This is a genomic window from Candidatus Brocadiia bacterium, from assembly GCA_041658285.1.
In the GTDB taxonomy this organism is placed as follows: domain Bacteria; phylum Planctomycetota; class MHYJ01; order JACQXL01; family JACQXL01; genus JBBAAP01.
This window is the reverse complement of the sequence record JBBAAP010000001.1, coordinates 118,525-138,962: the sequence shown is the minus strand read 5'-3', so window position 1 is coordinate 138,962 and position 20,438 is coordinate 118,525. Positions and strand designations below refer to the sequence as shown.

The following is a 20,438-nucleotide window of genomic DNA, read 5'->3' as shown; positions in this document are numbered from 1 at the left end:
TTCGTATTATTTTAACGCATCGGTTAATTTGGTAATTAGGTTGTCTATAAGCGAGATATAATCCTTGGCTGATTCATCGCCGCCGACGGAGAGCGCGGCGACAAGAACCTTTGCTCCGGTTTGGCCGGCGACAAAGTCGGCTGATTTGCGGTCATAGAACGATTCCATCAGGATAGCTTTTATATCTTCTGCTTTTGTTTTCTGGATAAGGTCTTTAAGATGTCCGGGTCCGGGCGGGATGCCGGGCTTGGGTTCGACCTCGCCGGCGACTATCAGGCCAAAGCGATTGGTGAAATAGCCCCAGGAGCGGTGAAAGGCGATTATCTTAGAACCTTTTAACGGGCTCATCCTGGCAACCCAGCCGGATAGTTTTAATTGGGAGTCAGCGGTTCTTGACGTATTAGTCTGGGTTATGAGTTCATCGAGCTTGCCGGATAGTTCCGATTCCCAGAGTTTATCAACGGCTATGGCTTTGACTGCGTCCGGGCCGAACATGGTCTCGTCAATCCGCCGGATGAACGCTTGGTAGTTATTCTGATATGCTTCGGAATGAACCGGGTCAAGCTTTTGGAGGCGGTTATTGATATTACGGGCGACCAGCCGGACGTTATAAGGGTCAAGCCAGTAATGGGGATTCCCGAATGGGTGGACATCACCCATCGAGCGGTCGACTTTCTGGGTCGGCACCTCGATAAGAAGCAGTCCTTCGGACGCGTCCAGGTGGCCGTCATTGCCCGGGCGGATTTTGGGGTTACGGGAGCCTTCGATTATCAGCGGTTCGTAACCGACTTCCAGTTCCAGTCCGATCTTAATGAACAAGTCGGCCTTGCGGGCGTTAACTATGAAACTGGGCTTGGCCTCGGCAAAGTGCGGGTCCTGGTAGCCTTCGCAGATGCTGGTAACGTTAAGGTATTCCCGGCCTATTCCCTGGGTAATGGATTTTAAGTCGGCGGTGGTGGTCAGGACATTGAGTTTCTTTTCCTCAGCCCAACCGAACATTGGTACCAGTATTAACATCAAAGCAATAATTAATCTTTTCATATTTTCTCCTTAATCTGTGTTATCCGTGTTTATCTGTGTCCATCCGTGGTTCAGAACTTATGCGCTCCGTGTTTGCCCAGCGATACCTGTATCTGCAGGAATACCTGGGAGACGTTCTCACTGCCCGCGGATGTTTCGTATTTGCCGTTGTCAAATTGGAGTCGCAGATAAGAAAACTCGCTCAGGCGATAGGTCATTGCCAGAGCCGTGCGCTGGGACGGGTCGAACGAGAGCGCGCTGCCGTCAGGTTCTTTGACCTTGTTTATCAGGCCGGCTTGTTCCCATCTTAATCCGGCCTGCCATCTGGGCAAAAACCCATAGGTTGCCTGCAGGTAATAACCGTCCTGATAATTCACCTTATGCTGGCTGGTTAGACTGGTGATATCGTCTTCTTTGACGACCAAATCTTGCTTACGGCTGAAATACTCTGCCTGGATTGTCCACTTGCCTTCGCCGTATGCTTTGAGGGCGTCGTATTTATAGACGCAGTCCATACCCCAGAACCGGCTGTTCCCGCTGAGCCAGTTGTCTGTTGTGCCGTCGTTATTGGTATCCAGTATTCCCTGATGGGCGCCTTGTCCGAAAGATGCGCCGAGTTGCATAGCGCTTTGGGGCGACAATTCCGGCGCGGTTTTCAGCCAGCCGACCAGCACCCGCGGCCCGGTTCGGTCCGGCAAGGGCGCTTCGCCGTAATAACCGAACATCTGCGGGTTATTTCCCTGGAAGGCCTCTATGCCGCCCAGCAGATAAAACGAGGTCGGCGCCAGATACGATATCTGAATGCCGGTGTCATTAAGGCCTTCTTCGCCCAGCGCCAGTTGATAAATAAGCGGCCGGTCTATGAAATCCCACGCATGGCCATGCTGGGAATTTATTCGCCCGAAATTACTCAAGAGTTTGCCGGCTTTGACCTCTAGTCCGTAAGGCAAGGCGGTGGTCTGGATAACCGCTTCCTCAATGCCGGCGCCTTCATTCTGCATAGACGCAATCAGGTAGCCTGAAAAGTAGGGGTCGATGTTGGATGAAAACACCAATTCCGATTCCCGCGGGTTAAAACCCTCTATTGGTTTTGCCTCAGAATCAACCGGGACTGGAAATCCTTGTATGTCCTGCAAGATACTGCCAATGTTATGCCTCGGATTGGATGACTGATAAACTCCGTCCATTATCACCGAAATATCCGGGTTAATACTCTGGCGCGGCAGAAACTGCGATGTATTTTCCTGCCCATACGCCAGTCTGGATAATAGTATTAAATAAATAACATTTATAAATACGTACTTCATGAAACCTCCGATTTTAATAGTTAATGCGGCTAATTCGAATCAGGCAATGGATATCGGAGGTGCGCGTGTGGTGGAGTCCTGGAAGATTGGAGAGGTGATTGCAACAGTTGAAGGCAGGTTTACACTTAACGCCAGATCTGCCGTGTACAAGCAGTATTGCGCCGGCGCAAAGACGGTAATTTTACCGATATGGTTGCACAATGAACAATTATGTTGATGAACCGGGTGATTATGATGGTGGTGTGATTGACTATTGCAAGGGGCATCAGGTGAACATGTCTGAATAAGTACCGGGCTGGTTGTTTGGTCTCTACAGACCGGGCAACCATCCGTTTGATTGGTAACTTCCCAATAATGAAACGAGGACGATATGGTAATGACGAAATAGAATATTAGAATACCAAAAGCCCTGATTTTCATAAGTGTATCATAGGATAAACTATGTTATCAGTCAAGTGAAATAATTAACTATATTTTAGAAAATTAACTTGACAAATTTACCACTCTGATATAATAATATAATCTAGTTTTATGCCGCAATTAATATTTAGTAAGCAAGTCGTTAAGTTGGGCGACGGTTCCGAGTGCCTGGTGGTCAAGATTTCCGGCTCGATTGATTCTTCCTCGATGTCGGAATTTGACGGGGCTCTGGGAAAATTCATTCAGAATAATTACTACCAGATGGTGTTTAACCTTTCGGGTCTTTCATATATAAGTTCTTCCGGACTGGGGTCGTTGATGCGTTATGTCCAGAAATGCCGGGAAAAGGGCGGTGACATCAAGATTACCCATATACCGCCCAACATCTGGGCGATTTTTAGGACGGTTGGGCTCAATGCTATCTTTGAGGTGATAAATTCGGACCAGCAGGCCATCAACCGTTTCCAGCAGCAGGCCAGCTACCGGCCGGTGGACCAGCGGAATTTTCCGGCTAAATTTAAGTGCCCGGGATGTCAGGCTCAGATTGAAATAGCCAAGCCGGGCAAGTACGGGTGCCCGCATTGCCACACTTATTTCGCGGCCGAGGATACCGGCGCGATTAAGTCTTTCATCCCGCGCCGGCCGAAGATGATTGAAGCCAAGATTATGGGCGATGAGGATGGCCTGGAGTGGATAAAAGGCCTGGTCCGGTCTCAGACCCAGTGGTTGAACTTTACTAAAGAGGGGCGGGACCGAATGGAAATGGCTATTGATAAAACCTATAAATTGGTTACCAGCAAGCTGAACACCTCCAAGGAGCGGAATTACCGCGTGGTGGTGGTGCCTGGTAAGGATGATTTGTCAGTAGCGCTGGTAGATTTAAAGCGTTCGCCTTTTGAGAAGAACGGACTGGAAGACAGTAAGGAATGGAAAGACATACAAAAGCTGGTCGATACCCTTGAATTCATACCTTTAACCCCGAACGGGTATATAGTCAAGTTATTAAAAGTCCAGGAATAGTTCGATTTTACTGCTTGATTGCCGCATTAGAATAATAATATTTCTTGCTTTAATTAAGGTCATAGTTACAATTAATAAACTATGATATTTGCGCTATTCGATTGGATATCGGGTAAGAAAGACAAGAATGGCTCTGAGCAGAAAGCGCCGGATAAGACGGCTAATTTATCACCTACCCCAGACAAGACGCCTGATACCAAATCCAAGCCAACGTCCTATTCCATTGCTTCGGATAGGAAACAGGATAAGTTAGGCTCGTTACTTCTTAGATATAATATAACAACACAGGAAAATCTTCAGAAGGCGCTGGAAATACAGGCTAATTCTAAAACAGGCAAGTTTCTCGGCGAGATAATGATTGACGAGAAAATGATAACCGAGGATGACCTGGTGTCCGTGCTTTCACGCCAGTTCCGTATACCTTACATAAAGATTAGCAAATACAGTATTCCCAGAGAAGTGTTAAGGCTAGTGCCCGAGGATATGGTTAGGCGTAACCTGTTATTGCCTATCAATAAAATGGGTAAGGTATTGACAGTTGGAATGGTTAATCCTCAGAATACTAAAGCTATAGATGAACTTAAACTATTGACCGGGTGCGAGATAAAGGCGATTATTTGTAAGCTGACTGAAATCAAGGATGCGATAAAAACGCTTTATGGTGAAGTGGCTATTACTACCAAGATTGTGCTTGACCCTGGTGAAAAAATAGAGACGCCGATTCCGGTAGTCGCCAAGGAAATAAATGTTTTGGAGTTGACTGAAGCTCCAGAATCGAAACCGGCTCCAGTGAAAGCTGAGTCCCTGTCTCAGCCGGGCAGCACGGGGATATCTGTATCTGAATTGTCATTTCCTAAGCCTCCGGTTAATAAGCCTAATGAAGCTGATAAAAAGATTACTGAACAAGTTAAGGTCGCAGGCATAACGATTGAGGAATTAGCGTTTCCGAAGCCGCCTGAGATAAAGGGGCAGAAATCTCCAAAATTATCAAAACAGCCGGTTAAAGTTGATGCTCCTATTAAAGAGGTTCAGTTACCTAAACCCGAAGAGCCGGCGGTAGCAGAAGTATCCACACCGGTTGAAGAGCCTACTGCTGAATTAATACCTGAGGTCGCCGCAGTTGAGCCGGAAGTTGTACCTGAGGAAACAGAAGTGGTGTCGGAAGTAGTTCAGCAACTGGAACCAGAATTGATAAGCGAAGACGCACCGGCAATAGTTGAATCGGAGCAGATAATTGAGGATGTTGTTCCGGATAATGTTGAAGCTGTATCTGAAGCAGCGCCGGAAACGGTTAATCCTGAACAGGAAATTGTTCCCGAGTCGAGTGCGGAAGCTCAGGTAATTCAGGAAGAAGTCTCGGTAATAGAATCTGAAGTCTCTACTTCAGTGGAAGAGGTTGTTGCAGAGGCAGCTCCTGAGCATGTTACTGAGCCGGAATCAGAGGAGGTTGTTGTTGAATCCGTTGAAGCATCAGAGCCGCCCAACGCAGTTGAGCCGGGATTACCGGATATTCCTCAGGAAGAAGAACAGTTACAGGTAGTTGAAAGCCCCGTTAACGCTAACGGGGAATCAGGGATTACCGAAGTTTTAGAAGAAGAACCGGTAACTGCCATGGGTGAAATATTTCCAGGATCGGAATTAATTGTCATGAGTGATGAGCAATTTGCCGAAGCGGTTAGGTTGATGTTAGGCGATGATTCGGGTGATTTGGAGCAGCAGTTCCAACGCGATAAGATTGTCAAAGCGGAGGTTATGCCTGAGGAAGAGTTTAATTTCTACCGGCTTTTATAGAAGAATCAGAGAATATGGCATTTTCAGATAAAAAGCTAGGACAGGCATTGATTGAAGAAGGATTGCTGATAAAGGAGCAGTTGGTTGCGGCTAATGACCGGCAGATAGTTAAAAAGTCATCTTTACAGGAAGCCATTATTGATTTAGGGTACCTGACCGAAAACCAGATTGTCGACGCTATTGTCAAACACTACGGATTTACATATCTTTTACTTCAGGATTACAATATTGATAAGGAGATTGTTGATGTTATTCCGGAGGAAAAATGCCGCCAGTACAAGCTGATACCAATATCGTTGGTCGGGAAATTACTGACGGTGGCTATGGCTGACCCGTTGAATATTGTAGCCATAGATGATATTGCCCTGAGAACTAATACTGAAGTTCTGCCGGTGATGGCCAAGGAAAAGGAAATAGATGATGCCATTAACCAGTATTACGGCAAGCAGATATCATTGGAAACGATTGTTAAAGACGGGAATAAAGAAGTCGATATTAAAAAACACGAGGATCAAATAGATGTAAGCAAGGGGAGTGGAAAAGTAACCATTGATGAAACACCGATTATCAGACTGGCTAACCACATCATTGCTACGGCTGTTCGGCAGGGAGCGAGCGATATTCATATCGAACCGCGCGAGAAACTTATCGGTGTGAGATACCGAATAGACGGCTCGTTGATTGAGGAAGAGAGTTTACCTAAATCTATTCAGGCATCGTTAATCTCAAGGATTAAGATAATGTCTAAAATGGATATCTCCGAGCACCGGCTACCACAGGACGGTCGTATTAAAATAGTATTTGAGAACAGGGCTATTGATCTCAGGGTTTCTACTCTGCCGTTAAGTCACGGGGAAAAAATAGTTATGAGGATACTTGATCGAGGTATGCTTAAGATGAAGCTGGAGAGTTTAGGATTTGATGAGTTTACTCTCAATAAATTCGCGGAGTGCATTAAATTGCCTTATGGATTGAACTTGGTTACCGGTCCTACGGGCAGCGGCAAGACCAGCACTCTTTACGCGGCATTAAACTTCCTTAACGATCCGACTATGAACATTGTCACTGTTGAAGAGCCGGTTGAATATGAGTTGAACCGGATAAATCAGGTGCCGGTTAATTCAGATATTGGTCTTACATTTGCCAATGCGTTAAGGTCAATACTGCGTCAGGATCCGGATATAATTATGGTCGGCGAAATAAGGGATAAGGAAACGCTGGATATTGCTATCAAATCAGCTTTAACGGGACATTTGGTTTTGAGCACTTTACATACTAACGACGCACCGAGCACACTGGTCAGACTTTCGGATATGGGTGGAGAGCCTTACATGGTCGCATCGGCATTGCAGATGATTCTGGCTCAACGGCTGATGAGAAAGCTGTGCGAATCTTGCAAAGAGCCGACGCCGGTACCCGATGAAATAATGCCTTATTTCCGCGGACTGGAAACAAAACCTACTCAGCTTTTTAAGGCGGTCGGTTGTAATAAATGCCATAATACCGGGATGAAAGGTCGTATCGGGGCGGTTCAGCTTATGCCCATAACCGATACAATCAGGACGCTCATATCTACGGCGGCTCCTTTTAATGAAATAAAACAGAATGTTAGGGATTCAGGTGTTAAGACACTTCGGGAAAACGCTTTTGAAAAGGTTGCTCAAGGAATTGTTTCGGTTGAGGAAGCTATCAGCGAAACGATATAAAATTCAAACAATCCAAATAATACTGCACTCAGTTGTATTCCTTTTTATTGACAATAACAGTTTACAGTATTAATGACTTATTCTCAATACAAATTGACTTATGAGTATGGTATTTAAAAGAAACTATCTTATTACCTTTGACACGGCTAAAGAGCCTTCCATAACAACTGATGTTCTGGTTATCGGAAGCGGTGTGGCCGGTTTACGGGCGGCTATTGAAGCTTCTCATTACGGAAGTGTGACAGTATTAACTAAGGATAAGTTACAGGAAACCAATACGTACTATGCCCAGGGTGGGGTTGCTTCGCATATTGACAGGCCGGATTTAATCAAGTCGCACATAAATGATACATTAGTTTCAGGACATAATTTGTCCGATGCTCGTATAGTTAAATACATAATCAATAAGGGCGTCAACCTAGTAAGAGAACTGTCAGATTGGGGTATGCATTTTGATAAAAAGGGCGATAAGCTGGATTGGGCTCAGGAAGGTGGACATTCTTATCCTCGAATCATTCATTCCGGTGGTGACGCGACTGGTAAAAATTTACTTCAGGCACTTATTAATAAATCTATAAATAATAAGCGTATCAAAATAATGGAACATTGCTTTTCTATAGATCTGTTAACGGAAAATAATCGAGATATTTGCTTCGGGGCTGTAGTACTTGCCAAGTCTTGCGAGCTTCTGACCATACGAGCCAAACAAGTAATTCTGGCAACGGGCGGAGCAGGCCAGCTCTACCGAGAGACTACCAACCCTGATATTGCTACCGGTGATGGGATGGCTATGGCATACCGGGCCGGGTGTATTTTACAGGATATGGAGTTTGTCCAGTTCCATCCGACCGCGTTTTACGTGGCCGGCGCATCGCGTGTGCTTATATCTGAGGCTGTTCGGGGAGAAGGGGCTTTGTTACGGGATAAATACGGGTATCGATTTATGCCTGACTATCACCCTAAAGCCGAACTGGCTCCGCGTGATGTGGTGGCCAGAAGCATAATTAACCAGATGAAATTAACTAAGGACACTAATATATACTTAGATTTAACGCATTCTCCGAATAAGAAAATCAAGGCCCGTTTCCCTGGCTTAACTGAGCTTTGCCGCAGGTTTGATATAGATATAAGCAAAGATATGATACCGGTTAGGCCCAGTGCTCATTATATGATAGGGGGCATTGTAACCGATATCAACGGAAAGACTAATGTAAAAAATTTGTTTGCAGCTGGAGAGTGTGCTTGTTGCGGATTTCACGGTGCAAATCGTTTGGGCAGTAATTCACTTCTGGAAGGGTTAGTGATGGGCTATACGGTAGGTAGAAACGCGGGTATGGAATCTGTTCATCAGAAACTTAATTTATCCTCAATAAAATATCAACAGCATAGTAATCAAGTGTTTAACGAAGCGTTAGTGGAACACCGCTTTAAGCGGAATCGCATCAACTTGGCGGATGTGCGCAATGCTCTCAAGAGCTTGATGTGGCATAATGTTGGTCTTGAACGTAATGCTCAGGATTTGGAACAGTCCCTCAAAAGAATAGAATATTGGGCTGGTTATGTTATGGAGAACGAATTTATAGCGATGGATGGGTGGGAGTTGCAGAATATGCTTACCTTGGCGCGGCTTATTGTCTTATCGGCTTTGAAACGCACCGAATCACGTGGAGCTCATTACCGCAGTGATTTTCCTTCTACAAAACAGGTGTTTAAAAGGCATATAACAATTTCCTTGAAACAATCTCTATAATTTATGCCTGATCCGGAAAACCATAATGCATTTTTAGCCAGACAAGATGACGATATAGAATTACTGCTCAAGTACCGCAAAGGACGCGGTAGCGCGCTTGAGGAGTTATTGGTTAGACATAAGAAAAGCATCTATAATTTCATTTGTCGCCGGACTAATGACTTCAGTATTGCTAATGAATTAATTCAGGAGTTGTCTCTTAAGGTCGTAGAGAATATTGATAAATTTAAGCCGGAACGAGCCGGTAGTTTTAGGCAGTGGCTATATCAGATAGCCACAAACCTTTGCAATGACTATTTTAGGCATAGGCAAAGAGCCCGATCTTTTGAGGCTGAAATAAAAACACGGTTAACAGGTTATGATAAAGAAGTTAACTTTGAAGTTAACCTGGAAACGGAAGAGTTACTGGCGCGACTGCCTGAAGAGCAAAAAGAGGTGGTGTTGCTTAAGATATATTCCGGGCTGACATTTCAAGAGATATCCGAAATCGTAAAATGCCCTCTTAATACTGTTATAAGCAGGATGCACTACGCCTTAAAGACTTTAAGAAAGAATCTTAAAAATATTTAATCCATACAATAATTATAAAGAGTAATACGTTATATATATCGGATAATGAATGGAGGCGCTAATGAGTGGATGTGAGAAAATAGTTCAGTATCTGTATAATGAGCTTTCAATGGGCGAGAAAGCCGCATTTGAATCTCATCTGGAAATATGCGGTGAATGCCGGTCCGAATTAGCCGATTGTAAGAAAGTAGTAGGCAGACTGAACAATTTACCTTCATATGAACCGCCTAAGCTAATAATTACACGTCGTAGTTATGGCCAGATAATATTCCGGTGGGGCGCCGTGGCTGCCGGTTTTGTATGCTTGGCGCTAATTATGCATTTATACATATCCAATCCTAAGTTAACAGTGATGGATTCTGTTAAGTTGGAGGAATTGAATAATATTGAGGCGGAAATAGCCGAAATCAACGATAGGACCGAGGTTTTTTTATGGAATCTATCGTCTTCGCCGGCTCAGAGTATGGATAATTCCGTTGATGAGATAAATAATAAGATTAAAGAATTAGATAAAGAAATAGAAGCAGACTTGGTTGGTTTTTAACATAAGGAAGGGAGGGGCCGCTAATTATTTCCAAGAGTGATATAATATTAAATACAACAAATAACAGTTATTATAAAGCCAGTATGAAGCCGATGGTCAGGAATCTGATTACAGAATGCTGAATCTGGTAAAGGAGGAAAAAGGTATGAGGACAAGATGGATAGTGGTTTTAGTTATGATAGGGTTACTGGTAATGATGGGGGTTGATAAGTCATATGCCGAGGGCAATAAAGTTCAGGAGAAGATGAAGGCTAAGACAGAAAGGCCGTCCAGCGGGGAAAAGAAACAGCAGAACGATACCCAGTGGTGGGGCTCAGGGAAAGGCGATAACAAAGATGATAGCAACAGCGGTAAAGTAGACCAGATTGGTGATGGTAATTCCGGTCAGGGGAATGACAAGAAAACCACGGATAAAATACAGGATAGAAAAGATAAAAAAGAGGATATTCGTGATAGGAAAGAAGATCGGAAAGATAGCAGAGAAGATATTCGCGACAAACGTGAAGAGAAGAAAGACCGCCGTGAGAATATTCGCGATAGGCGCGAAGATAGAAAAGATAGGCGTGAAGACATTCGTGATAGAAGGAATGATACTGGATCTGGCGATGGAACAGATGTTTCACCCATTAGTTCTACAAATAAGACAGATGGTTCTTTTGTGAAGCATTGTCCGACATGCCGGTGTGGTGCCATCAGAAGGCCTAGAGGTGGTGACAAACGTCAGACTGTAACACCGGTTAAGAAGGGTGAAAAGGGTAATCAGGGTGTTCGTGATCAAGGAAAAGGCGAAGGGCGTGATGGCGTGGGTCAGGGTAAAGGTTCTGAGGGTAACAAGACCGATAAACCCGTCATCGAAAAGCCTAGCAAAGAGAATGTAGAAAAAGACCGTTCTAATGAAGGCGTTCGTGATTATGGTCAGGGTGAAGGCCGTGACGATGCCGGACAGGGTAAAGGCCAGGGTGAAGAAAACAAAGATAAGGAAAAGAATAAATAATATATAAATCGGTGAGCAGCGAGGGGTTTTATCTCTCGCTGCTTGCCATGTTATTATGCAGGGAGGTTAAGATGAACAAAAGGTGGTTTATAGGAATTATATCTGTTGCGGCTTTAATAACCTTGGCAGTTTCTACTGTTATTAGCAGTATGGCAGAGGACAAGCCGCCTAGACCGATGAATAATGCCGGTAATAAAATGGGTCCGGGTAACCCGGAGGGTGGTATGAGACAGCGTCCAATGCAGCGTGAACGGAAACCTGTTGAGGAACCTGAGATTAATAGGGAAGAAATATATGCATTCTTGAGGGAATTTGACCCTGAGAGATTAGAGAAACTCCAGCGTTTGGAACGGGAAAATCCTGAATTGTTCATGCGTGTTCTTCACGAGGCGAGCCAGAGGCTTATTAAGCTGAAAGAACTAAAAGAACGTGACCCGGCTCGTTATCAGCAGGTAATAAATGAACAGACCATGGAGCGGTCTGTCCGTGAGCTGTCCAAAAAATACCGGGAAAGCCAGACTCCACAGGAGAAGGAAACGATAAAAAGCGAAATGAAGCAGGCGCTTGATAAGATATTCGAGCTGAAAGAATCACAGAGAGAAACGGAGATTAAGAAGCTTGAAGAAGAGGTTAATAAACTTAAAGAAAAGATGAAGAAACGAAAGGCTAACAAGGATAAAATAATTGATAGAAGAATAAAAATCATGACGGGCGAGGAGGAAGAAGACGATTTAGGCTGGTAAACAGGTATTAATAAGTTCGGTTGCCTGTGAAGTTGCAACCGACTATACTTGGCAGATAAGCCGCTTTGCTCTCCCGCTGCGGCGGGATGCCGCTCCGCGAACACAACGCACAACTGCCAGAGTAATGTTAAGGGGGGATATTATATCCCCCTTTTTTATTGGCTTGAATTCTATTAGGATAAAGAATTTATCAGAGATGCAATATAACCTGCGCCGAAGCCATTATCTATATTAACGACTGAAACCCCGGCCGCACATGAGTTAAGCATGCCTAGCAAGGGGGTTATTCCTCCGAAATGAGCGCCATAGCCTATGCTTGTCGGTACGGCTATAACCGGTCTTTTAACCAATCCGCCTACTACGCTGGCCAAAGCTCCTTCCATTCCGGCCACGACTATAAGAACTCGAGCTTGTTTCAGTAGATTATTATGTGCTAATACCCGGTGTATTCCGGCGACTCCGACGTCGTAAAGTACTTCTGCTTTATGTCCCAACATCTCAGCTGTAATTCTGGCTTCCTCGGCTACGGGTATATCCGATGTGCCGGCGGTTATTATAAGAATGCCCGGCTTGAGGGAAGGTTTATTATGCCGCCGATCGACAGTTATTATCTTTGCTTTAGCATAGTAAACAGCATCCTTGCAGGCTATTTTAACCGTTTTGAATGTTTTGGCATCGGCTCTGGTGGCCAGCAAACATTTGCTGTGTCGTAAAATCTCACGGGCTATTTGTGCAGTTTCCTGCGGGGTTTTACTGGCGCAAAATATTACCTCAGGAAAACCGCAGCGGTGCTCTCGCTCGGTATCAATTGTAGCGAACCCTAGTTTTTTATATGGCAGCTTTTTCATTGTGTGAGGTAAACTCTTCTGACCCTTTTTCCCAGGCCGCAGGTTATTACGTAAGGGGATATGCTTACCAGGCGGGCTAATTCTTCGGTAGATATTTGTCCGTCGCCTTGTTTACCGATTAATACGACCTCATCGCCGGCTTTGACATCGGCGATATTGGTAACATCAATCATGATATAGTCCATTGTTACTGTCCCGATAATATTGGCTTTCTGGCCTTTTACCAGCACGTATCCTTTATTTGAAAGTTGGTAGGGATAACCGTCGTTATAACCGACCGGTATCGTTGCTATTTTCGTGCGCTTGTTGGTTACGTAAGTTCTGTTGTAACCAACCGGCGTTCCTGGGGGTACTATTTTAATGAAAGTAATCTGTGATTTTAATGACATAATAGGATGGAACACGCCGCCCGCTTTGGCGACGGTTCCCGGGTCGACTCCATAAATCATTCCGCCTATCCTAACCAGGTTATTATATGAATCCGGATGGCTAAATATTGCGCCGGTATTAGCCATATGCTTAAATGGGACTGTTTTATTGATGATTTTCTCCAACTCCTGAACTGTTTGGTTAAAGAGCTTTATTTGCTGGATGCTGAACTCCTTATTATCAGAATGCGCGGTTGAAGAAAAATGTGAAGAAATACCTTCGAGTTCTACGTAAGGCAGGCTGATAATGCGTTTACTTATTTCTAGCGCGTGTTTTGGTGTAGCACCCAGCCGGCTCATGCCTGTATCTATTTTTAGATGGACCTTAACTTTTTTATTCTGTCGCTTGCCTTCTTCGTTTAATAAAGACACTAAATCCATTGAGTGAATTGTTGGGGTGATATCATAGCTGATAAGCCATCCGATTTCTTCTTCTATAATAGCACCCAAAACAAGTATTGGCTCAAGTATTCCGGCCTGTCTGAGCTCAATTGCTTCAGTTGAATCGCCGACCCCCAGCATTAATGCCCCGTTTTCCAGGACTGTTTTACCTATCGGGACCGCTCCATGACCGTAGGCATCGGCTTTCACGACCACCAGTATTTGAGGGCCTTTTTTGCTGCTGCCGTTTCCCAGCTTTGAGCGTAATTCCTTAACATTACCGGCCAGTCTTTTTAGATTAATCTCGGCCCATACCCGGTATTTTTTCATCAGTCACCTTCCTGTTATTTCTTGACCTTTTTTAAAGTTATTTCCGCTTCTGTTTTTCTCAGATATAAAGGATTAATTTCCCAGTAAGTATCTTTTTGTTTGTTATGCCAGCGTTTATAACCTAACCTTACAATATTAGCCGGTTTTGGATACCAATATTTTTCACTGCCGGATTCTATGCCGGGCAGACCATTGAGAATATTATTATAAGACAGCAAGCCATCACCGAATAATATTATATTCGGCGATTTATCAGTTTTTCCATACTTCAGGCTATACTCTTTTAGCAGTTTAGCTAATTCACTTGGTGTGATTGCCATGAAATCAGTAACTTTCTTCCATCCGGCCGCGTTTTTTCTATATATTGCGGTATAGACTTGATTCCATCTGGCGTCAATTACCGGGCAGGCTATAAGGTGTTTTGTATTAATCTCTTGCATCAAGGCATCCAGGGATGATACGCCGACCATTGGTATATTCAGCAGATAAGACATCATCTTAGCTGCCGCTAAGCCGACGCGTAATCCGGTATAGGAGCCGGGTCCGATATCGACCGCAATTAAATCAATATCCGTCTTTTTCCAACGGCAGGTTTTTAAAGCTTTATCAATTGCCGCAATCAGGAGTTTCCCGTGGACCATCCCTTTTTTTAATAATATTTCTTTGAGAACTTTACCGCCGTCCAATAAGGCGATACCGCCGCGGTTGCCTGAGGTTTCAATTCCGAGGGCTTTCATGCAGGATATCTTACCATCTATTATTCTTGACATCAATAATAATTAGCTTAAAATTTCTATAATCAATAAAGGTAATAAAAATTATGTTATCATGGTTGTCCGATAGCATCTGGCTTAGTTCTTCATTCGCCCGCATTTTCGTTCTTGCCTTAGGCCGCACCATCAGCATTAAAGAAGAGCATAGCCAGCCGGCCCGTGATTATATCTTCGGGCAGAATAAAAATGTTATTTTTGCTTTCTGGCACAACCGCCTGCTTTTTATGACTTATTATCTGACCACGCGCTATATCCGGCGCGGTCATAACGTAGCCGTATTGTCCAGTTATAGTAAAGACGGTGAAATAATGACTCAGATGGAAACCAAGCTCGGGGCCACTGTCGTCCGGGGCTCATCATCTAGGAAAAGCCGGCAGGGATTGCTCTCCCTTTACCGAACCGCACTGGGTGGGTCATCGCCTGTCATTACCCCGGACGGGCCGCGCGGGCCTAAATACCAGGTCAAAGCCGGCCTGGTTTTTCTGGCTCAGAAGACCGGATTTCCGATAATACCTATAACATATAAAGTGGATAGGGCGCTGGTGCTTAATTCTTGGGATAATTTCATAATTCCTGCGCCATTGAGCAATGTTCGGGTTATTTACGGAGATCCGATATTTATTCCGGGAGATATCACTAAAGAAGAGCGCGTAGATTTTACGGAGAAAATAAGGCAAGCCCTGATGATAGGTGGTTGATTGGATGAAGAAAATAATGATTGTCGCGGGCGAGACCTCGGCTGACTTGCACGGATCAAACCTGATAACTGCTCTGAAATCTGTTTGCAAGGAAGATATCAAGGTGTTCGGGTTAGGCGGTCCGAAAATGCGAGCCGCCGGTGTAGAACTCTTGGACGATATAACCGCCTATGCCGGAACCGGTCTTGACCCGCTTCGTAACCTGGCTCGGTTCAGCGATATATTCCGCCAGCTTGTTCACGCCGCAAGGAGCAACCGGCCTGATCTGGCGATACTCATTGACTTTCCTGATTTTAACCTCCGTCTGGCTAAAAAACTCAAGGCCTACGGCATAAAAATCGCTTATTACATCAGTCCGCAAGTTTGGGCCTGGCGGGCCGGCCGGATAAACATTATCCGTAAGTACGTGGATAAAATGCTGGTGCTTTTCGAATTTGAGAAGGAGTTCTATAAACGCTATGATATTGATGTTGAGTGGGTCGGGCATCCGCTTCTTGATGCCATCAAACCGTCGCCAGTTACAAAACAGGAAATAAGGCGTAGTCTTGGCCTTCCTCCAAACGGCTTGGTTATTGGTATCCTGCCGGGCAGCCGCCTGAGCGAGTTTCGCCGCCATTTCCCGGTGATAGCCAAAGCGCTGCCGCTTATCAAGAGTTCTTCGCCGGTCAGATACATTATGGGGGCGGCTCCAAATATTACGCAAAAAATGATAAATGAATATATGCCGGCTGGCCACAAAACGGATATTTCAGTATATTACGGCAGGACTTATGATGTTATCCGCGCCGCAGACTTGCTTATCGCTGTTTCCGGTACGGTAACGCTGGAAGCGGCCATTATGGGTGCGCCGATGTTAGTGATATATAAAGTTTCTCTTATAACCGAGTTGGTGCTGGCCCCATTGGTTAAGATTAAAAAATACTCCATTGTTAATATTGTCGCCGGCAAGGAGGTTGTGCCTGAGCTTATTCAGCGTCAAGCTTCGCCCCGGCGCATCTTCGATACCGTGACGGAACTTATCAAGCCGGGCCGGCTGGTGGAAATCAGTCAAGGTTTGGCTGAGGTTAAACGAAAGCTCGGTTTGCCCGGCGCCTCAATCAGGGCGGCAAACGCAATCAGGGAAATGATTACCGGGAAGGTATGAAAAAATATTCGCATAAAAATAGGATTTTTACTTGACAACTGCCCTGAAATCCGCTATATTACTGCTGTGTAAAGTAACTGGTTTTATTAACTCTTAAATCACATGAGAGGAGGTGATAACAGTGAACAAACAAGAACTTATCGAATCAATGGCTAAATGCCAGAAGGATTCAAAGGCTTCGTCAGAGAGATGGCTTAATTGCGCTCTCGATTGTATCGCCAGCGGTCTCAAAAAGAGCAAGCAGGTGCAGTTAGTTGGCTTCGGTTCATTCAAGGTGAAAACCAGGGCCGGCCGTATCGGACGGAATCCCCAGACAGGCGCTAAAATCCAGATTAAGGCCTCCAGAACAGTAGGTTTTAAGTGCAGCAAGGACTTAAAGAAGTCAGTGTAATGTACAGATTTATAAAAGAGGGGGATGTTCTTATCCTGATGGTAAGATGCCCCCTTTTTTATGCCATTATATAAATGAAGAAAACTATTTTATTAGCGGTTACAATTGCGTTGTTTACCGTCATTCCCGTCATCTTCGCATCGGCGGCTCAGAGTGCAGACCTGCGTCTTAAGAAAACTACGGATGCTACTTATACCGGCGATGACGTGTATAACACCACGACTATTGGCCAGACCATGAACGAAGGTACCCTCAATAATCAAAAAATTATCTATATACTAAGTATTCAGAACGATGGTAATATTACTTCCGGATTTAATGTCAGCGGCACGGGCGGTAGCGGCGATGGCTGGGATATAAAATACTTTAACGCCGCGACCAGTTCCAGTGCTTCGGATATTACCGCGGAAATAGTCGACGGCACCTGGACCACCGGTTCGCTTGCGCCTAACGGATTTAGCAGGGAAATAAGGGTCGAAGTCACGCCTGATGCAGCCATCCTCGGCGGCATCACCAAGGAAGTATATATGACTGTTACGGCTACGTCCGATTTCAGTAAAGATATGGTTAAGGCCATAACTGTTTGCACCATAAATCCCAAGCCCGACTTGTATGCCCGGCGTAGTTATGAAACAGATTACATCGGAGATAATACTTACGACCTGAGCGGTCTGGGCCAGACTCTGACTCAGAATGTTAATAATACCGTAACCCTTTCTTACCATATTAAGATACAAAACGACGGTAACACTACCGCCTTTAACGTGCTTGGCGTAAGTTCATCCGGCGGTTGGAATATTGCATATTACGACGCGCTTGACGGCGGAAACGACATTACCGCCAATGTCATATCCGGCGGTTGGAATCTCAGCCTGTCGCCCACGGCCGTCACCGAAATCCTTGTGGAAGTTACGCCGGCCTTGTCTGTCGTGGCCGGCGCTGTTAAAAATATCAGCGTGGTTGTTCGTTCCACGGACGATATTTCCATCGGCGACACTTTGATCATTTCCAGTACCTGTGTTCAGGGAGCCGTGCTTAACCTGGGTATCGGGGCGCGTAACCACGGTAATTCTTCCGAACTGGTTACCACTGACCGGTTATCAATGCTCCAGTTTGATGTGTCCGTTCCTACCGGGAATGAAACCGTATCCATAGATCAGTTCTTGTTGACCACCAACGGGACGGCTCTTGATGATGACGACATTACCGGTATCCGGCTCATAAACGACGCCAACAGCAACGGTTTCTACGACAGCGGCGATACCGTTCTGGCCGGGCCGGTTGCTTTAACGGTTGATGACGGGACAATTACCTTAAACCTGTCGGTGCCGCTGGTTATCAGCATCAGCCAGACCAAAACCTGTTTGGTGGTTTACCAGTTAAGCAGCAACGGCCAGCCCGGCAGGACGTTACAGGTGGAGTTGACCTCCTTGCGGGCCATCGGCACCTACTCGCTGGTAAGCGTTCCGCCGCTCGGCCTGCCTCTGGACAGCAACATTAAAACCATCGCTGATGTTACGGCCAGCACTACTACCGGCACCGCGCCGTTGGCCATATCATACTACGCCCAATTCGGCACGGTCGGCTCGGCGCTCCAGTATGAATGGGATTTTAACTACGATGGCGTCAACTTCCGGCCGGCTTATAAAAGCTATATGGCCGGTGACGTCACCTATACGTATAATATGCCGGGCAGTTATGCGCCGATGCTCAGGGTTTCCTATTTCGACGGCTTCGTCATTAACCGGATGATTAGCTTGACTGTCTTGTCGCCGTCCGGCCAGCCTTCTATTACATCAGTAGTAACATCGCCGTCACCGCCGGTCATTACGGCGCCGGCCAGCATTACTTTTACGGCTAATGCCGCGGCGTATAATGGCGTCCAGGCGTTCCTTTGGGATTTTGACGGTGATAATATCATAGATCTGGTTTCACCCACCTCGCTGACCAACAGCACCGTAGTTTATCGATACGTCCGTCCCGGTAACTATTTGATGAATGTCAAGGTTGAAGATGCGGCCGGCCTGATGTCCTCATCACAGCGGGTGGTCATTGTCAATACTCCGGCCCAGACGCCGCCCACCGCCCAGATAGTCTCGCCGACCAGCCCGGCCGGTATCATTATTTGCGACAGCCTGACCTTTATCGGAGCGGGCACGCCCGGTGCGGGCGGGAGCATCGCCAAATACGAATGGGACCTGGATGGTGACGGAATGTTTGAATACGCCGGCACCACGATGAACAACACGGCTTTTACTTATGTTCATAACGGTAGCTTTACGGTCCGCCTCCGGGTCACCGAAACGCCCAGCGGTCTTACCGGCGATGCCACTATGACTGTAAATGTCAGCCGTCCGGCCGTGGCCGGCACCCCGCGCCTGGCTTTTGTTCAGCCGGGATTGAAACGCCTTAATAAGGATGCCCTTCGGTCCGATGCCTATGGCGAGGTGACCATCAGGGTGATTTCACTGCCTATCCAGAATTCCAACAAAATAGACCTTTGGTACCGCCAGATAACCGATATTCCGGCGACCCTTATTTCACCTGATTTTGACCCGGAACCGCTATCCTCGGATAAATGGTGGAATGATATGTTCAGCAGTTATTCGATTATCAAGGAAAACATAACCCAGGAAGAGTTCATGACCACCCTCTGGCTCAGGCGGCTTCAGTCGGGTATGTATTATGAAACAATAGCGCTGGCTAACTTTAACCAGGCGACGCTTGGTTATGACGATTACAACACGCTCCAGCTGAACAAGCGCCTGTTTCTTTATAACGAGCCGTCCATCCCGGAAATCAAGGAAGACTCGACCAAGATGTATGTCACCCTCAGCAAGGACTGCAAGACCGATATCTGTTATAGGAATGAGGCGCGGCTGATTGTGCCTAACGACGGCGTTAGCGCCAACACGGCCATAACTATTACCACGGTGGCGCCGGCCGCCGCTCCGGCTGTGGCTCTGCCTGATGGCGCCATGCAATTCCTCGGTGTTTACAAGAGCTTGAGCATTGATTCGGTGAGCGCTTTCACCAAGCCCATAAAAGTCAAACTGTCTTATCTGGATGCGGACAGCAATGGCGTCGTGGACGGCACCGATAATGTTTCTGAGTTTACGCTTCGTTTGTATTATTATTCCGAGTCCGAAGCCAGATGGTATCCGCTTGCGGACCAGATGATAGACCGGTACAATAATATGGTTATCGGTAATGTCTACCAGCCGGTTGTAATCGGCATTGCCGGCCAAAGGACAGATATCCAGATAATCACCGGCTCCAGCGGGCCTAAGATGAACCGCGACTGGGCGTTCTGCGCCGTGGCCACGGCCGCCTACGGTTCGCCCCTGGCCAAGGATATCAATATCCTCAGGAATTTCCGGGATATTAAACTCTTAACCAACCCCAAGACCATTAACTGGGTCAGGCTCTACTACAAATACAGTCCCCCGGCCGCTGATGTCATCAGGAATTATCCCTTACTCCGCTGGTATACCCGGCAAACACTTCAGACCGGCATCAATATCTTTTTTGCACCTGTCAAATAACTTGACAAGCGGTAATAATCCGGGTTATCAATAGT

18 protein-coding genes are annotated in these 20,438 nt (G+C 45.9%); 13 read left to right on the top strand and 5 right to left on the bottom strand.

All coding sequences use genetic code 11. The features are described 5' to 3' along the window. Window positions 1–6: 6 nt before the first annotated feature. Both WC980_00615 and WC980_00610 read right to left on the bottom strand, forming a co-directional pair. On the bottom strand, window positions 7–1,041 hold the full coding sequence (locus WC980_00615; GenBank protein MFA5793559.1) for a metal ABC transporter substrate-binding protein: 1,035 nt from the start codon (window positions 1,039–1,041) through the stop codon (window positions 7–9). 50 nt (window positions 1,042–1,091) lie between these two features. Then, window positions 1,092–2,327 (bottom strand): hypothetical protein, encoded by a 1,236-nt coding sequence (locus WC980_00610; protein MFA5793558.1) that lies wholly within the window; start codon window positions 2,325–2,327, stop codon window positions 1,092–1,094. Here WC980_00610 and WC980_00605 point away from each other — a divergent pair. The 9 genes from WC980_00605 (at window position 2,326) to WC980_00565 (ending at window position 11,865) form a co-directional block, all read left to right on the top strand. Continuing rightward, the gene (locus WC980_00605; GenBank protein MFA5793557.1) at window positions 2,326–2,544 is read left to right on the top strand and encodes a hypothetical protein; all 219 of its coding nucleotides are present in this window, start codon (window positions 2,326–2,328) and stop codon (window positions 2,542–2,544) included. The genes WC980_00610 and WC980_00605 overlap by 2 nt on opposite strands. Window positions 2,545–2,858: 314 nt before the next feature. Further along, the gene (locus tag WC980_00600; GenBank protein ID MFA5793556.1) at window positions 2,859–3,767 is read left to right on the top strand and encodes an STAS domain-containing protein; all 909 of its coding nucleotides are present in this window, start codon (window positions 2,859–2,861) and stop codon (window positions 3,765–3,767) included. A gap of 81 nt (window positions 3,768–3,848) precedes the next feature. Then, window positions 3,849–5,558 (top strand): hypothetical protein, encoded by a 1,710-nt coding sequence (locus tag WC980_00595; protein MFA5793555.1) that lies wholly within the window; start codon window positions 3,849–3,851, stop codon window positions 5,556–5,558. 14 nt (window positions 5,559–5,572) lie between these two features. Next, window positions 5,573–7,264, top strand: a complete 1,692-nt coding sequence (locus WC980_00590; protein ID MFA5793554.1) for an ATPase, T2SS/T4P/T4SS family — start codon at window positions 5,573–5,575, stop codon at window positions 7,262–7,264. Between the two features lie 100 nt (window positions 7,265–7,364). Continuing rightward, window positions 7,365–9,014 carry an L-aspartate oxidase gene (gene nadB / locus WC980_00585; protein ID MFA5793553.1) on the top strand — a complete coding sequence of 550 codons (1,650 nt, stop codon included), beginning with the start codon at window positions 7,365–7,367 and terminating at the stop codon, window positions 9,012–9,014. 3 nt (window positions 9,015–9,017) lie between these two features. Next, window positions 9,018–9,584: a sigma-70 family RNA polymerase sigma factor gene (locus WC980_00580; protein ID MFA5793552.1), complete on the top strand. Its 567-nt coding sequence runs from the start codon at window positions 9,018–9,020 to the stop codon at window positions 9,582–9,584. A gap of 61 nt (window positions 9,585–9,645) precedes the next feature. Then, window positions 9,646–10,128: a zf-HC2 domain-containing protein gene (locus WC980_00575; protein ID MFA5793551.1), complete on the top strand. Its 483-nt coding sequence runs from the start codon at window positions 9,646–9,648 to the stop codon at window positions 10,126–10,128. A gap of 145 nt (window positions 10,129–10,273) precedes the next feature. Continuing rightward, window positions 10,274–11,122 carry a hypothetical protein gene (locus tag WC980_00570; protein ID MFA5793550.1) on the top strand — a complete coding sequence of 283 codons (849 nt, stop codon included), beginning with the start codon at window positions 10,274–10,276 and terminating at the stop codon, window positions 11,120–11,122. A gap of 71 nt (window positions 11,123–11,193) precedes the next feature. Then, window positions 11,194–11,865, top strand: a complete 672-nt coding sequence (locus WC980_00565; protein ID MFA5793549.1) for a hypothetical protein — start codon at window positions 11,194–11,196, stop codon at window positions 11,863–11,865. A gap of 173 nt (window positions 11,866–12,038) precedes the next feature. On the opposite strand, the gene larB is transcribed toward WC980_00565, so the two are convergent. The 3 genes from larB to tsaB are packed head-to-tail and all read right to left on the bottom strand — an operon-like array spanning window position 12,039 to window position 14,622. Then, complete coding sequence (gene larB, locus WC980_00560) at window positions 12,039–12,713, bottom strand: nickel pincer cofactor biosynthesis protein LarB (GenBank protein MFA5793548.1); 675 nt, start codon at window positions 12,711–12,713, stop codon at window positions 12,039–12,041. Further along, the gene (gene alr / locus WC980_00555; protein MFA5793547.1) at window positions 12,710–13,852 is read right to left on the bottom strand and encodes an alanine racemase; all 1,143 of its coding nucleotides are present in this window, start codon (window positions 13,850–13,852) and stop codon (window positions 12,710–12,712) included. The genes larB and alr overlap by 4 nt, the downstream gene beginning before the upstream one ends. A 14-nt stretch (window positions 13,853–13,866) precedes the next feature. Next, the gene (gene tsaB / locus WC980_00550; protein MFA5793546.1) at window positions 13,867–14,622 is read right to left on the bottom strand and encodes a tRNA (adenosine(37)-N6)-threonylcarbamoyltransferase complex dimerization subunit type 1 TsaB; all 756 of its coding nucleotides are present in this window, start codon (window positions 14,620–14,622) and stop codon (window positions 13,867–13,869) included. Window positions 14,623–14,672: 50 nt separating this feature from the next. Here tsaB and WC980_00545 point away from each other — a divergent pair, with 50 nt between their 5' ends. From WC980_00545 to WC980_00530, 4 genes are all read left to right on the top strand, one after another. Continuing rightward, on the top strand, window positions 14,673–15,323 hold the full coding sequence (locus WC980_00545; protein MFA5793545.1) for a lysophospholipid acyltransferase family protein: 651 nt from the start codon (window positions 14,673–14,675) through the stop codon (window positions 15,321–15,323). 4 nt (window positions 15,324–15,327) lie between these two features. After that, window positions 15,328–16,467, top strand: a complete 1,140-nt coding sequence (gene lpxB, locus WC980_00540; GenBank protein MFA5793544.1) for a lipid-A-disaccharide synthase — start codon at window positions 15,328–15,330, stop codon at window positions 16,465–16,467. Between the two features lie 121 nt (window positions 16,468–16,588). Beyond that, window positions 16,589–16,858, top strand: a complete 270-nt coding sequence (locus WC980_00535; GenBank protein MFA5793543.1) for an HU family DNA-binding protein — start codon at window positions 16,589–16,591, stop codon at window positions 16,856–16,858. A 74-nt stretch (window positions 16,859–16,932) separates the two neighbouring features. Beyond that, the gene (locus WC980_00530; GenBank protein MFA5793542.1) at window positions 16,933–20,403 is read left to right on the top strand and encodes a CFI-box-CTERM domain-containing protein; all 3,471 of its coding nucleotides are present in this window, start codon (window positions 16,933–16,935) and stop codon (window positions 20,401–20,403) included. The last annotated feature ends 35 nt before the right edge of the window (window positions 20,404–20,438 follow it).